This window comes from Clostridium sp. ATCC 25772, assembly GCF_001573875.1.
Lineage (GTDB): Bacteria > Bacillota > Clostridia > Clostridiales > Clostridiaceae > Clostridium_J > Clostridium_J senegalense.
Genome location: NZ_LFRG01000030.1, coordinates 14,136 through 29,989 on the forward strand (window position 1 = coordinate 14,136; position 15,854 = coordinate 29,989).

Annotated in this window: 14 protein-coding genes, 1 tRNA gene, 1 pseudogene and 2 riboswitches; of the genes and pseudogenes, 14 read left to right on the forward strand and 2 right to left on the reverse strand. The window is 27.4% G+C overall.

Annotation, left to right across the window (positions count from 1 at the left end; all coding sequences use genetic code 11):
- Positions 1-5 precede the first annotated feature (5 nt).
- From AZI32_RS11520 to AZI32_RS11595, 14 genes and pseudogenes are all read left to right on the forward strand, one after another.
- Positions 6-356: a hypothetical protein gene (locus AZI32_RS11520; protein WP_061995983.1), complete on the forward strand. Its 351-nt coding sequence runs from the start codon at positions 6-8 to the stop codon at positions 354-356.
- A gap of 119 nt (positions 357-475) precedes the next feature.
- Positions 476-1,219, forward strand: a complete 744-nt coding sequence (locus AZI32_RS11525; protein WP_061995984.1) for a flavodoxin family protein — start codon at positions 476-478, stop codon at positions 1,217-1,219.
- A gap of 35 nt (positions 1,220-1,254) precedes the next feature.
- Positions 1,255-1,830 carry a pentapeptide repeat-containing protein gene (locus AZI32_RS11530; RefSeq protein WP_061995985.1) on the forward strand — a complete coding sequence of 192 codons (576 nt, stop codon included), beginning with the start codon at positions 1,255-1,257 and terminating at the stop codon, positions 1,828-1,830.
- 120 nt (positions 1,831-1,950) lie between these two features.
- A tRNA-Glu gene (locus tag AZI32_RS11535) sits at positions 1,951-2,025 on the forward strand.
- 142 nt (positions 2,026-2,167) lie between these two features.
- Complete coding sequence (locus AZI32_RS11540) at positions 2,168-2,470, forward strand: hypothetical protein (RefSeq protein ID WP_061995986.1); 303 nt, start codon at positions 2,168-2,170, stop codon at positions 2,468-2,470.
- Between the two features lie 278 nt (positions 2,471-2,748).
- Positions 2,749-4,524 (forward strand): sigma-54-dependent Fis family transcriptional regulator, encoded by a 1,776-nt coding sequence (locus AZI32_RS11545; RefSeq protein WP_061995987.1) that lies wholly within the window; start codon positions 2,749-2,751, stop codon positions 4,522-4,524.
- Between the two features lie 353 nt (positions 4,525-4,877).
- The gene (gene prdC / locus AZI32_RS11550) at positions 4,878-6,176 is read left to right on the forward strand and encodes a proline reductase-associated electron transfer protein PrdC (protein WP_061995988.1); all 1,299 of its coding nucleotides are present in this window, start codon (positions 4,878-4,880) and stop codon (positions 6,174-6,176) included.
- Positions 6,177-6,188: 12 nt separating this feature from the next.
- A complete protein-coding gene (gene prdA, locus AZI32_RS11555; protein ID WP_061995989.1) occupies positions 6,189-8,300 on the forward strand; it encodes a D-proline reductase (dithiol) proprotein PrdA in 2,112 nt (703 codons plus the stop codon).
- 97 nt (positions 8,301-8,397) lie between these two features.
- Positions 8,398-8,664 (forward strand): CBO2463/CBO2479 domain-containing protein, encoded by a 267-nt coding sequence (locus AZI32_RS11560; RefSeq protein WP_341473510.1) that lies wholly within the window; start codon positions 8,398-8,400, stop codon positions 8,662-8,664.
- Entirely contained in the window at positions 8,657-9,382 is a 726-nt protein-coding gene (gene prdB, locus AZI32_RS18020) for a D-proline reductase (dithiol) protein PrdB (RefSeq protein ID WP_081496300.1), read from the forward strand. The genes AZI32_RS11560 and prdB overlap by 8 nt, the downstream gene beginning before the upstream one ends.
- Positions 9,383-9,535: 153 nt before the next feature.
- Positions 9,536-10,834 (forward strand): annotated as a pseudogene (gene prdD, locus AZI32_RS18960) (proline reductase cluster protein PrdD).
- 2 nt (positions 10,835-10,836) lie between these two features.
- Complete coding sequence (locus AZI32_RS11585) at positions 10,837-11,844, forward strand: proline racemase (RefSeq protein ID WP_061995992.1); 1,008 nt, start codon at positions 10,837-10,839, stop codon at positions 11,842-11,844.
- A 78-nt stretch (positions 11,845-11,922) separates the two neighbouring features.
- A riboswitch (cobalamin riboswitch) is annotated at positions 11,923-12,096 on the forward strand.
- Positions 12,097-12,701: 605 nt separating this feature from the next.
- Positions 12,702-12,880, forward strand: a riboswitch (cobalamin riboswitch).
- Between the two features lie 136 nt (positions 12,881-13,016).
- The gene (locus AZI32_RS11590; protein WP_061995993.1) at positions 13,017-13,874 is read left to right on the forward strand and encodes a YitT family protein; all 858 of its coding nucleotides are present in this window, start codon (positions 13,017-13,019) and stop codon (positions 13,872-13,874) included.
- Between the two features lie 104 nt (positions 13,875-13,978).
- Positions 13,979-14,257, forward strand: a complete 279-nt coding sequence (locus AZI32_RS11595; RefSeq protein WP_061995994.1) for a cysteine-rich small domain-containing protein — start codon at positions 13,979-13,981, stop codon at positions 14,255-14,257.
- A gap of 83 nt (positions 14,258-14,340) precedes the next feature.
- Here AZI32_RS11595 and AZI32_RS11600 read toward each other — a convergent pair whose 3' ends face one another.
- Both AZI32_RS11600 and AZI32_RS11605 read right to left on the reverse strand, forming a co-directional pair.
- A complete protein-coding gene (locus AZI32_RS11600) occupies positions 14,341-15,213 on the reverse strand; it encodes a polysaccharide deacetylase family protein (RefSeq protein ID WP_061995995.1) in 873 nt (290 codons plus the stop codon).
- Positions 15,214-15,248: 35 nt separating this feature from the next.
- A complete protein-coding gene (locus AZI32_RS11605; RefSeq protein WP_061995996.1) occupies positions 15,249-15,515 on the reverse strand; it encodes a hypothetical protein in 267 nt (88 codons plus the stop codon).
- Positions 15,516-15,854 lie beyond the last annotated feature (339 nt).

Consider the following 15,854-nt stretch of genomic DNA (forward strand, 5'->3'; position numbering starts at 1 on the left):
AAAAAATGAAAATAAAAAAAGTTTTATTATTTACTATGATGATGTTATTAATAACAGTTCCAGTAAGCGGAAAAGTTCCTAAAACTATTTTAATAGGTGAAGTACAGGAAGTTAAACAAGAAGGAAGTTATACAAGATTATTAGTTGAAGGATATCTGAAGGGCTGTGAAGTCTATAAAGAAACAGTAGTAGTTATAGTAAGCGAAGATACAAAAATATTAAAACCATGTGAAAAAGAACTAAATAAAATTGTCTTTGATAAAGGTGATACTGTATACGTTGAGTTAAGCCCAGCTATGACTAAGTCAATTCCACCACAATCAAGCGCCATGAAAATTCAATTAACAAAGAAGTAATTTAATAAATACATAGGTAAATCACTATTAAGCGTTATATGTTATAAGTGCTGATAGTGATTTCTTTATCTATATTGTATAATTAGTAATATATTAGCTGATAGTTGGTGGTGATTTTATTGAAAAAAATATTAATTATAAATTCTAGCTATAGAAAAAAGAATACTTTTACTGTTCTACAAAATATTAAAAAAATATTATTTAATCATGGGTATGATATTGAAGTTATAAATTTAAAAGATTACAAAGTTTCACCATGTTATGGATGTGAATATTGTATTTACAAAAATAAATGTAATATAGATGATGATATGGAATTTTTAATGAAAAAATTAGAAGAGTGTGATGGGATTGTTATAGGAACACCAGTTTATATCAACAATATGAGTGGAAATTTAAAAACATTTTTAGATAGGACTTGTAGGTGGTTTCATAGACCTGTACTTGAAGGTAAACCAGTAATTTTAGTAGCTACAACAGCAGGCTCAGGACTAAAAAATACCTTTAGATCATTAGAGGAAGGTTTAGTTCAATGGGGTGTTGATATAGTTAGTGAAGTAGGGCGAACCATATCGAATTTAGATAAAGAAATTGAAAAAAAAGAAATTTTACCATTTATAAAACATTTAAATACTGATGGGATGTCATACAGTGTTACTATGAAACAAATAACAACTTATCAAGTTCAAAGAGCGTTAGCTAATAATATTTTTGAAGTTGATAAAAATTATTGGAAAGAAAAATGTTGGATAAATAAAATATATTATAGGCCTAAAAAGGTAGGGGTAATTGGTAAAGTTATAGGTAGTCTACTATTTAATATATTAGTGAAAAATATAAAACCAGTAGATAAAAAGTTATAAAATTCAATAAAAAAGTATTTAACAAGAGGTGTAATATGGAATTTTTAGACAATGATTATTATAGAAAAAAATTTAGTAATATTAAAAAAAGTAAATTTCTTATTGAAAAAAACTTTGAACAATGTGAGTTTCTAAATTGTGATTTTTTACAAGGAGACTTTTCATGTTCAACTTTTGAAGATTGTATATTTAAGGAATGTAATTTAGCATTAATAAATGTGGATGATACAAAATTTAGAAATGTAACATTTGAGGGATGTAAAATAGTGGGTATAAACTTTACTAAATGTGACAATTTCATATTAGATGTAAAATTTTTTGAAAGTTTAATAAATAGTTGTAATTTTTCTAGACTTTCATTAAAAAAGACTTCTTTTAAGGGAAGTATAATTAAAGAATGCGATTTTATAGAGGTAAATTTACAAGAGTGTGATTTTACATATACAACTTTAACTAAATCTGTTTTTTTAGATTGTAATTTATCAAAAGCAGATTTTTCATATGCTAAAGAATATGATATTAATCCACAGGCAAATAAATTAAAAAAAGCAATATTTACAGTTCCTGATGCAGCTATGCTATTAAAATACTTTGATATAGTAATAAAATAGAAAGACATAGTATTTATAATTTAAATAGAGGATAAGTAACTATAGAAATAAGAAATAAGGAATTTAAAAGAAAAATATTGAATATTTTAAACATTAGGAATATAATTAGACTTGTATTGAGGCTCATTGGTCAAGCGGTTAAGACACCACCCTCTCACGGTGGTAACAGGGGTTCGATTCCCCTATGGGTCACCATTAAATATCTCAAAGTTATTAATATTTAATTAGCAAAAATAAGGTTATGTATAGAACGAAAAGTATACATGGCCTTATTTTTGTTATAATAGAAAATGAGAAATATGTAATTGAAAAAAATAATTTAAATAAGGAGATTAAAATGCCTAAGAAAACAAGTAAAAACAATGATTTGTTAAATAGTGTAAGAGATACTACTTCACCAAAAGTATATGACTTATTATTAAAGTTAGTTAATAATGGAGACGATGATTTTGCTAATATGGTTTTAAAAATTGATTATTTAATAGAGTATGCAAGTAATTGTGTTAAAGCTAGGGATTATCTCAATGGTAGAGAAGCATTAGAGGGAGCAAAATGTAGAATTGAAATTTTAAAAGAGAAGAATGTAGATACAGATTATCTAGAATACTTATTTGAAGGTATAAATAAAAAATGTAAATAAATAGTACGCTAAGAGTATAGAATGCAATTGTATTTATATATTCTTAGTGTTTTTTATTAAATTGAAATTTTATAGAGAAGCAAGCTCTAATTTAAATTTATTCAATAATCTTAAAATTTAATTTGGAATCCTATAGTTTATTTTAATATATCAGGAAACTGTAGATAACATTATCTACAATATATATAATTATATATAACAAATAAAATAGCTATTATAAAAATTTATGAGATATACAAAAATTAATAATATAAAAATGGTATGAGAAGGAAGATTTTATGAATTTAGAAGAATTAATATACAAAGCAGAAGACATTATGAATAAAAATTTTGTAAAAGTTTTTAGCCATGATACTGTAAAATATGCAACAGAAGCAATGATTAAAAATAATTTAGATGAAGTAATAATTATAAATGAATTAGATAGATTAGAGGGGATTTTTACAAGAAATGATTTAGCTAAAGTTGAAAATATTAATTCAAAATATCCTGAAATTAATATTTTCGAAGATTCAATTATAAACCATGGGATTAAAAATGTTTTTACAGTTTCTCCACATGATTTTGCAAGAGATGTCAGAGATATGATGATTAAAAAGAATATTGGTAGAGTTCCAGTTGTAAAAAAGGGGAAGGTTATAGGGGTTCTCACTAGTAATAATTTAAGAGATAGTTTTTACATAAAAATTGATGAAATGTTTAGTTTGCAAAATAATATACTTAATAATATACATGAAGCTATATGTATTTGTGATGTGGATGGAAAGGTAATATATTGGAATAAAAGTGCGGAGAAATTATATAAGTTAAAAGCTTGTGATATTGTTGGAGAAAATGTGAAAAAACATTTTAACAATCCAATAATACCGAAAGTTTTGAAGGAAGGAAAGCCATTAGAAAATATTCATCATGAGCCAATGACTGGAAAATCAGTTATATTAAGCGTAATACCTATATTTAATCAAAAAAATGATATGATAGCGGTAGTTTCTACAGATAGAGATATTACAGAGGTTGTATGTTTGTCTGAAAAATTAGAAAATGCTAATGCACAAGTAGAGGCTTTAAGTAAAGCGTATAGCAAAGAATTTTCTAATAATTATACATTTTTAAATATAGTAGGGAAAAGTAAAAAAATAATAGAGGCAATTTCTTTAGCTCAGAAAGTAGCGCCAACATCAACTTCAGTATTAATTACAGGAGAAAGTGGTACTGGAAAAGAAGTTTTTGCACGATCAATACATGAAGCCAGTGGGAGAAAAGGCGAATTTGTAGCAGTGAACTGTAGTGCGATACCAGAAAATTTATTAGAAAGTGAGCTTTTTGGATATGTAGAAGGTGCTTTTACAGGAGCAACTAAAAAGGGAAAAATGGGTATGTTTGAATTTGCTAATAATGGTACATTATTTTTAGATGAAATAGGGGACATGCCTATAGGTATGCAAAGTAAATTATTAAGAGTTTTACAAGATGGTGTTGTGAATAGATTAGGAAGCGAAAAATTTATTAATACGAACACTAGGATAATAGCAGCAACTAATAAAGATTTAAATAAGGCTATAAAAGAAAAATCTTTTAGATGTGATTTGTTTTATAGATTAGCAATAGTTCAAATAGAACTTCCACCGTTAAGAGAAAGAAGAGGGGATATAAAGAACGTTATAGATTTATTTATTAAAAAAATATCTCAAAAAGAAAAAATAGATATTGTTTCTGTTGATGAAGAAATATATGAAATTTTATCTAGTTATAAATGGGAAGGAAATATAAGAGAGTTAAAAAATGTAGTTCAGAGGATGGTAGTATTATCAACTGATAAAAAAATTAGTATAAAAAATATACCACATTATATTTTAGAATATAATAAATCACAAATAATGGGATTAAATAATGCCATTATTGATAAGTATGATTTGGAAAAAAGAGTAAAACAGTTAGAAAGTAATTTAATAAAAGAAGTTATGAATATATGTAATGGAAATAAAGTAAAAGCAGCAGAAATGCTTAAAATAAAAAGAAGTACTTTATATTATAAATTAAATCAAATAAATTAAAAAAGTTAATGTTATTTACAAAAAATATTCAAGTTAATTAATTATACTAACAATGTCAGAAAAATGACAGATATGTCAAAAATAAGTCACATTCAATAAAGGAAGATAAATCAATAGGTTCTCATAAAAAAACAATAAAATTATAAATTTAAGTGTCAAAAAAATGACATATTTAAAATAAGAACAAGATAGCCACTGTGAATATTATTTTATTCACAGTGGCTATTTCAATGGTATTTGTTATTTGTTTTACAAATAATACAAAAGTTGGCATATAAATTGCTAAATATAACTATGACTACATATATTGACGAGGTTTACATAAAAAATATTGAAATGTGTGAGGTAAAAAAATGGACAATATAGTTAAAATACCATTAAAAATGCATATAGGTGCTAATTGTGAGCCAATAGTTAAGGTTGGAGAAAAAGTAAAAAGAGGTCAGTGCATAGGAGAATCTAATAAGGGACTAGGTGCTAAGATACATGCTAGTATTTCAGGTGAAGTAAAAGAAATCACTGAAAATGAAATAAAAATATTGAAAGATGATAGTCAAACTAATGACTATGTACCGATAAAAGAGTGTACTACAGTTAAAGAATATATTTTTGAAGCTGGAATTGTTGGTTCAGGTGGAGCTGGTTTTCCCACTCATGTGAAATTAAATGTTGAAATTCCAGATGGCTGTATAATAGCTAACTGTGTTGAGTGTGAACCATTATTAAAACATAATATAAAAGTTTTAGAAGAAAACCCCATGGATGTTATTAAAGGTATTAAATATGCTATGGAAGTCACAAAAGCACCAAAAGCTTATATAGGAATTAAAGGTAAGAATGAAAAGGCTATTGAAAAAATAAAAAAAGCAATAGCAAATGAAGAAAATATAGAAGTTAAAGAGCTTAAGGATATATATCCAGCAGGAGAAGAAAGAGCGTTAATACACGAAGTATTAGGTGTTTGGCTAGAACCTACACAACTTCCAGTGGAGGCTGATGTTGTGGTTTTAAATGCTGAAACTCTTGTAAATATAAAAAGAGCAGTGGAAGATAGAAAACCTGTTATAGATAAAGATATTACAGTTGCAGGAAAACTAAAAGATTTAGAAGAAAAAGTATTTTTACAAGTGCCAATAGGAACGAAAATAAGTTCTTTAATAGATGAATGTGGGGGCATTGATGGAGAATATGGAGAAATCGTTATAGGTGGACCATATACAGGAAAAGCAGGGGAGCTTAATAATTCAATTGTAACAAAAACTTCAGGTGGAGCAATAGTTACTATGACGTTTCCAGAGTATAAAGGTAATGTAGGTTTATTAGTATGTGCTTGTGGTGCCAATGAAGAAAGACTTAGAGATATTGCAAGTAAAATGAAGGCTAATGTGGTTTCTGTAATGGATTGCAAAAATATAGTCAAAATAAAAGGTGCTAACAAATGCAAAACACCAGGAGATTGCCCAGGCCAAGCAGCTGTTGTAATGAAATTTAAAAAAGATGGAGCAGAAAGAATAATAATAGCCAATTGTAGTGATTGTTCTAATACTGTTATGAATTCTGCACCTAAATTAGGATTAGCTGTGTATCATCATACAGACCATGTATTTAGAACAGTTAATCATAAATTAACTAGAAGATTGAAAATAGATTAGGAGGAATTTATTATGTCAATGACTAAAGAGCATGCAGAAGCTTTGAAAAATGAAGTTGCTGTAGTTTGTTGTAGAACAGAAGCTGGAACTATAATTTCAGCAGATAATTTAGAAGATCCAGATATATTCCCAGATATGGTTGACTCAGGACTTTTAAACATTCCAAGTGATTGTTTAAAGGTTGGAGAAGTTATTGGTGCAAAACTTTTAAAAACAATAGATTCATTAACACCATTAACTAAAGATGTATTAGAAGGTGTTAAAGAATTAGAAGGTAATAATGACAAGACTAAAAAAGAAGAATTTAAAATAGATGAAGATGCAAAAGCTGTTTTAAAGATAAATAAAAAATGTGGTGAAATTATAAATGAAAGCGATTTAGAAAATCCTATGTATTTTGAACAATTAGAGGATTCACTACTTGTTAATTTAGGCGAGAGAGTTTTAACAGTAAAAGAAGTTTTAGGAAAAGTGTTATCTGTAGATACTGTAGCATTAACTCCTATAACAGCAGAGTTATTAGAAGGATATAAAGAAGTTGTAAAAGAAAATCAGGGAATAACATCTTGTATAAATGGTGGAATTTTAAAAATTAAAATTGAAGAGGGAAAAGGAATAGATATAGAAGTACCTTTAAATTCATTTCCTATGACAGTTGAAGATAAAAAAGAAAATTTAATAAAAAAAGTTTCTGGAGCTGTTGAGAATAAATCATTAAAAAAAGAAGAGACTGCGAAAAATGAAATTCTTTTAGAACCTAAAAAAGTTAGAAATTTAACTAAAAAACATTTTAAAATAGATAAAGTTGAGTTTGGACCAGAAACAAAAATAGAAGGAACAACATTATACATAAGAGAAGATATTTGTAATCAAGCTCAAAATGAAAGTGAGTTAGTAAAATCTATAAAAATAGACATAATAACACCGGATAAATATCATACTTACTCTGAAACTATAATGGATGTTCAGCCAATAGCTACTAAAGAAGGTGAGTCTAAAGTAGGTACAGGTGTAACTAAAGTACTTGATGGTGTAATAGTTATGGTTACTGGAACTGATGAGGATGGAGTTCAAATAGGAGAATTTGGTTCATCAGAAGGTATATTAGATGAAAATATTATGTGGAATAGACCAGGTGCTCCAGATAAAGGTGATATATTTATAAAATCAGAAGTTGTTATAGCTAGAGGAACAAACATGGAAAGACCAGGACCATTAGCTGCTCATAAAGCAACGGATTTTATAACACAGGAAATAAGAACTGCGCTTAAAGAATTAGATGAAAGTTTAGTTGTTTCAACAGAAGAGTTAGTTCAATATAGAAGACCAGGAAAGAAAAAAGTTATTTTAGTTAAAGAAATAATGGGACAAGGAGCTATGCATGATAACTTAATATTACCTCAAGAGCCAGTAGGTGTTTTAGGGGGAAAACCTAACGTTGACCTTGGTAATGTACCGGTTATGTTATCACCACTTGAAGTTTTAGACGGTGGTATACATGCTTTAACTTGTATAGGACCAGCATCTAAAGAATGTTCAAGACATTATTGGAGAGAGCCATTAGTAATTGAAGCTATGAATGATGAGAATATAGATTTAGCAGGAGTTATATTTGTAGGTTCACCACAAATAAATGCTGAAAAGTTCTATGTTTCAGAAAGACTTGGGATGATGGTTGAAGCTATGGATGTTGATGGCGCTATAGTTACAACAGAAGGATTTGGAAATAATCATATAGATTTTGCTTCTCATATTGAGCAAATTGGAATGAGAGATGTTCCATGTGTGGGAATGTCATTCTGTGCAGTTCAAGGAGCATTAGTTGTTGGAAACAAATACATGAAGTATATGGTAGATAATAATAAATCAGAAGCAGGAATTGAAAATGAAGTTCTAGGATGCAATACTTTATGTAAAGAAGATGCAATAAGGGCATTAGAAATGGTTAAATCAGCTATGGCGGGGAAAGATGTAAAAGCAGCTGAAAGAAAATGGAACTCAAATGTAAAAGAAAATAATTTGGAAGAAATAGAAAAAATATATAGCAAAAGCATAGTTAGAGTAGAAAATGAAACAGCTATTCCTATGAGTCAAAAAAGATTAGAAAAATATTCAACAAAGTAATTAAATTCTATTTAGGCATAATCAAATAAATAATAGACCAAATATGCTTTGAATCTTTGGTTTCTTATTTCTTTTCATATGCCTTATGAAAAGAGGAGTGCAAATGAAGTATGATGATAAGATTATAGAAATGCAAGGCATAATAGTTGAAATACATGATGGATGTGTTGCAATGGATTTAAAAGGTAGACTCGGATATATGAAAATTCCAATGAGAATGCTTATAACTGATTATCCTCTAAAATTAGGCCAAGAAGTAGGATTTAAAATGAGTTTTCCAGAAGTTTTAAAAGAAGAACCAAATGATAAATATGTAAGCAATTTAATGAAGAGAGAAAGAAAGGATGGAACACAAAATGGTTAGTACTGTTGTGAATAATTTACAATCAGAAATATTTGTGCCAATAACACCAACACCAGTATGGACACCAGTTACAAAAGAACTAAAAGATATGAAGATAGCTTTTGCAACTGCTGCTGGAGTTCATTTAAAAAGTGATAAAAGATTCAATCTAGCAGGAGATTTTACTTATAGATTAGTACCAGGAGATGTTAAAACAGAAGATTTAATGGTGTCTCACGGTGGATATGATAATGGAGATGTAAATAAGGATATAAATTGTATGTTTCCAATAGACAGATTAAGGGAGTTAAAAGAAGAAGGATTTATAAAGGAAATAGCCCCAACGCATATAGGTTTTATGGGTGGTGGTGGAAACCAAGAAAAATTTACTCATGAAACAGGACCAGCAATAGCTAAAATCTTAAAAGAAGAAGGGGTAGATGCTGTAGTATTAACAGCAGGATGAGGAACTTGTCATCGTTCAGCTGTATTAGTACAGAGAGCGATAGAGGAATCAGGGATTCCTACGATTTGTATAGCTGCATTACCACCAGTTGTAAGACAAACTGGTACACCAAGGGCTGTAGCACCACTTGTTCCAATGGGAGCTAATGCTGGTGAACCAAATAACAGAGAAATGCAGATAAATATATTAAAAGATACTTTAAGAAAGTTAATTGAAATAGATACTCCAGGAAAAATAGTATCACTTCCATATGAATATATAGCAAAAGTTTAATAAATAAAATTATAATAGTAATTCCGATTTTCTATTAATAGAAAATCGGAATTCTCACATATAAAAATACTACAAGAAATTATAAAAATGAAATTTTTTGAACATTTATGTGTATATTTTTTAACAAAAACAAAATTATTATGAGGTATGTCTATGTATAAATTTAAAAATTTAAGAAAACTTGTAATTAGGGCTTTTCATATTGAAGAAGTTAAATTTTATGACAAAACATTTATAGACAATAAAACTTTATACATAAGAAAAAATATTATGGAAGATATAGAATTTGATAGGGAAATTATAAAATCCATAGATTTAAATATTATTTATAAGAATGAAAGAAATATATTGGTAAATTCTATAATGGACTTTTATCCTATAGCAACTAAGGTTTTAGGAGAATTAGGAGAAGGAATAACTCATGTTATAACAGGGGTAACTGTTATGATAAATGGGGTAGATGACAACGGAATTCAAATAGGTGAGTTTGGAAGTTCAGAAGGAATTTTAAATGAACAAGTTGTATTTGGTAAGGCAGGCACTCCAGACATAGATGATATAATTATTCAATTTGATGTGGTAGTAAATAAGGGGAGAGCTAGTGAAAGAGAAACAATTTTAGAAATACATAAATGTTGTGATAAAGTAATTCAAAATATAAGAGAATTACTTAAAAATATTAATGGTAGATATTGTGATGAAAAACATGAATATTACGATAAAGTAAATAAAGCGGGGAAAAAAATAGTGATAATAAAGCAAGTTGCAGGACAAGGGGCCATGTATGATACAGCTTTATTAGGCAATGAACCATGTAGTTCTATAGGAGCTAAATCTATAATTGATATGGGAAACATTCCAATAATATTAACACCGAATGAATATAGGGATGGAGCTTTAAGAGCAATGCACTAAAAATATATTTATGTTTAAGGTGAAATTTAAAACTTATACAAGCTATATTATGGAGGTGATTTTAATATGGGAATAGGGCCGTCTACAAAGGAAACAACAAAGCATCATTTTAAGGATCCTTTGGTGGAGTTAGTTTCGGATGATAAAGATATAGATTTGTTAGGAATTATGATAGTAGGAACACCTCAAAGTAACAAAGATAAATTTTTTGTTGGAAAGAGGGCTGCAACTTGGGCAGAAGCTATGAGGGTAGATGGTGTTATTTTATCCTTAGATGGGTGGGGAAATAGCCATGTAGACTTTGCCAATACTGTTGAAGAAATAGGTAAAAGAGGAATTCCGGTTGTTGGGTTAAGTTTTGTAGGGACACAAGCTCAATTTGTGGTTAAAAATAAATATATGGATACAATAGTTGATTTCAATAAAAATAAGCAGGGTATAGAAACAGAAGTTGTAGGTGAGAACACAGTTACAACTTTAGATGCTAAAAAAGCATTAGCATTTTTAAAATTGAAAATGAGAAAAATGGAGGAATAAAAATGAAAGTAGTAAAATCTATTCAAGCTATAGATTCACATACAATGGGGGAACCAACAAGAATAGTAGTAGGAGGAGTACCACAAATACCAGGAAAAACTATGCCGGAAAAAAAATCTTATTTAGAAGAACATATGGATAGTTTAAGAACAGCTATAATGTTAGAACCAAGAGGTCATAAAGATATGTTTGGATCAATAATAACTCAGCCAACTAAAGAAGAAGCTGATTTAGGCATTATATTTATGGATGGTGGTGGATATCTTAATATGTGTGGACATGGTTCTATTGGTGCTGCCACAGTAGCAGTTGAAACCGGTATGGTAGAAGTCAAGGAACCATATACAAATATAACATTAGAAGCTCCAGCAGGATTAATAAAAGCAACTGTAAAAGTTAAAGATGGAAAAGCTATAGAAACATCTATTGAAAATGTACCAGCATTTTTATATAAAGAAAATATAAAAATAGAATTGCCGGAAATAGGAAAAATATTAGTTGATATATCCTTTGGGGGAAGTTTTTTTGTTTTAGTTAAAGCATCTGATTTAGGAATTGAGATAGATCCTAAAAATTCTGCCAAGATTACAAACATTGGTTTGCAAATTAGAGATATAGTAAACAAAACTATAAAAATAGAACATCCTACGTTAAAACATATAAAAACTGTAGATTTAGTAGAAATATATGGACCAGCAAAAAACATAAATGCTACACTTCAGAATGTTGTTGTATTTGGAGATGGACAAATAGACAGGTCACCTTGCGGAACAGGGACAAGTGCAAAAATGGCAGCGCTTCATGCTAAAGGTTTATTAAAAGAGGGTGAAGAATTTATCTATGAAAGTATTTTAGGAACTATGTTTAAAGGAAGAATATTAGGAACAACAAAGGTTGATAATTTTAATGGTATAATACCAGAAATAACTGCGAGTGCATATATAACTGGATTTAATCATTTTGTTATTGATGATACAGACCCTGTTAAATTTGGATTTAAACTTTCTTAAAAAAGTAAAAGAATAAGTAAATAAAAAAATTTTTAACTATTGAAAAAATATTTTTTCGTGGTATAATTATAAATATAAAGTAAATATTGTGTAATAGGTGCTCTAAAAAGAGTTAAAAGGGAAAGTGGTTGAAATCCACTGCAGCCCCCGCTACTGTAACGCAGACGAACCAGTATCCACTGAATTATTTTGGGAAGGATGGTGTAGGATGATGCGTGAGCCAGGAGACCTGCCTAGAACTTTGTTTTATAAAACTTCGGAGGGAAGAATTTGTAACAATCTTTGAATTCGTATATTTAATTCAATTTAAATATATTATTTAATATTTGTTATATAAACCTTCGTAAAGTTTACGAAGGTTTTTTATATATTTCCAATAACTTAAATTACTTTTATTTACCTGACTTTAGTAGATAGAGGTTAAATATTAAAAAATACTCTTTATCTACTGAAGTTTTAATAAAAATTTAAGTAGACTTGATAAACTATTGAAAAATTGATAACATGTTCTTATAAAATAAAATAATAATTTGGAATTACAAAGGAAAAAGTAATGTATATAAGTTACAATTACTTAGATTATGCTATATTATATCTTTGTTTTACGAAGATATTTTTTATAAACTTTAAATTATTTCTATTTGATAAGTTTCAGTTAATTGCCATTAGAGTTTAAATTTTAGATACCTAAAAAATAATAATTGTGAAGAATTTGCTTATATTTAAAATTAGTTTAGACACATAGCTAACTGAAGTCTTATATGTAGAAAATTAACTTTTATTAAATTTACACACTTAAGCTATAGGAGAGATGTTTTATTCTCTCCTATGTTTAATTTAAAAGAAAAAAATAAAGAAAAAATATAGGGTTTATAGGTGCCTTAATTTAAGGGTAAAAGGGAAAGTGGTTAAAATCCACTACAGCCCCCGCTACTGTAAGTAGGACAAGTTTAGAATATCCACTGGTTAAAACTGGGAAGGACTAAATGAGGATGATTACAAAGTCAGGAAACCTGCCTACAATCTTATGATAATCTTTCGGAGGGAAGGAGAAGTCAAAAATTGATTAAAATTAATATGACATATGTATATTGTTATTTGATTACATGAAAAGGGTAGCTAAAAATTATACAAATAATATAAAATTTAGTTATTCATTAGGAGATGTTAATATGAATTTAAAATATAACAATATATATTTAAAGATAATTAAAATTATTTTTGGAAGTATACTTTATGCTATAGCAATAAATATTTTTATTTCACCAAATAGACTTTTAAGTGGAGGTATAGCTGGAATTTCTCTTATACTTCAATATATTCTTGACATTCCTTCAGGATACTGGGTATTTATAATAAATTTACCGGTATTTATTATAGGATATAAATTTTTAAAAGATAGGGAATTTATTTTTTTGAGTATTATTGGAATGGTATCTATGTCAGTAGCATTAGTTATAACAGACAAATTACTTAAAGGATTTGTTGTAAATGATGTAGTTATAGCTACATTTTTTGGAGCTATTTTAAGTGGAATTGGTATGGGAATAATATTTAGACAAGGAGCATCACAAGGTGGAACAGATATTATAGCAATAATAATAAGAAGAAATAGAGGAATTAAAATATCTTCATTATATTTCGCATTAAATGGAATAATAGTGGCTTTAGGAATTTTCATAACAAATATAGAGTTAACACTATACACAATGATGCTTATGTATGTAAAATCTAAAGTTATAGATAAAATAATAAATGCTTTTAATCAAAAGAAAATATTAATAATAGTAACTGAAAAAGAAAATGAAGTATCTAATGCAATTATGGACAGTTTAGGAAGAGGTACTACGTTTTTTTATGGAGAAGGCGCTTATACTGGTGTTAAAAGAAAAATTATTTATTCTGTGGTTTCAGAAAAGGAACTTAATAATGCACAAAAATTGATAGAAAGTATAGATAAAAGAGCATTAGTTTCTGTTTCAGACGCGATGGAAGTTCAGGGAAAAGGCTTTTTAAAGTCTGCTATATAATCAGTAAGCGTTTGGAAAATTATTTGAATGTTAGATAAATTTGAAATAAAATGTTAAAATAAAAGTAAATTTTAAATATTAATTATGGGATTGGAGATAATATCATGAGTGAGAATTATAAGTTTTTTCAACACAAAAATTGCGAATTTTTTCCTTGTCACAAGGTAAATAAAGAGGAAGATTTCAATTGCTTATTTTGCTACTGTCCATTATACTTTCTTGAAGATTGTGGTGGAAATAATGTAATGAGTAATGGAATAAAGGATTGTACTAATTGTATGATACCACATTCAAAAAATGGATATGATTATATATTTAATAAAATAGTATCTGTAAATAATGAGAGAGTAGATAAATTTTTAAAGGAAAAATATAAAAAATAGCAATAATCATTAATAATTTAAATAGAGTACTACAAAAAGTTATAGCCACCAATTTTATTGGTGGCTATAACTTTTTATAATTATTACTCATTAACAGGAGTAAATTGTATTTTTGCTGAATCATGGGTTAAAGGTTCAATAATAAAACCTTGAGCTCTTAATCCCTCAATAACGTTAGATAATGCATCTACAGTAGTTGTTTTAGGATTTAAATCATGCATTAATATATTTGCTTGTTTAACATATGGAGTATTATCAAGGATACTATGGATTATTACATTTTTATCTTGTTTAAAAGTAGCGGCGTCCATAGAATCTATATTCCAATCGAAAAAAGTATAACCAAGATCAGTCATGTATTGTGATAATCCAGGCATAAAGTTAGCATCAGTATGACCATTTACTCTATTATTAGAACCACCAGGAAATCTAAAAATTTTAGATGGTTCTTTACCAGTTATAGATTTTAGTTTTTCATCTAAAGATTGTATATCCCCTAAAAAACTTTCATTATTAGCATAAATTTTATTATAGCTATGAGAAGCAGTATGATTAGCTAAAGTATGTCCTCTATCAGATATTTCTTTGTATATACTTTCCATTCCCGGTTTATAGTTAACAAAGAAAGTAGCTTTTACATTATATTTATCTAAAATATCTAAAATTTTCAAAGTATGATTTGATGGACCATCATCAAAAGTTAAATATGCAATTTTAGTATTTGATAAAACTTCACTATATTGAGATTTCTTTTCTTTTATACTTTGCTCTAAGGTAATATTTTCCTTAGCTAGCTTATCTTTTTCAGCAACTTTATCTTCAATTGTTTCTGATAAAGTTCTAGTATCAGATTTTGCCAATATAGCCTTTGAATTTACAAATAAAGTAAAAATAAGAATAAATATTGTAAAAATAAGTAGAATTTTTATAAATAAAGCGCTTGTCCTGTTTTTCATTAGATTACCCCCCTACAACCATTAAATACATTGTTTTATTGCTTTGATAATGAATTAATTTTAGACTCTAAATCCTTTTTTTGTTCTAATAACTTAGAATTTTTACTTTTTAAATCACTTATATCTGTATCTAAAGAATTTATTTTAGATTTTAAATTTGTATTTTCATCTTTATATTGATTTAATTTATGATTGCAATAAAAAATTGATATAAAAGATACAAATATTACTAAAGTAAAAATTAAAATAGAGCGTTTTTGTTTTTTCTTTAATTTAGATGTATTTTTATATGAAATATTCATCTTTATGTCTCCTTTTAAATAAATATTTTTCCATAACACTACAAATTAAATTATAAACCTATATTTTACTTTTGTTTTTACAAAAATGTTACAAAAATATTTTAGAGACAAATATTTGTTTTAAATAATAATTTTATTTATAGAAAAGTAGAAGAAAATCTTCTACTTTTCTAAAAAAAGTTGTTAACAACTGAATTATACAGCTATAAATTAGATTTATTAAATATCTTATTTAGTTATTAAACAAAAATATTTAATAAAAAATTATTTTAAATTTTAACAATTTATAATTTGTATAATATGAGCTCATATAAATATCTTTAAAGGTAATCTTTAGAT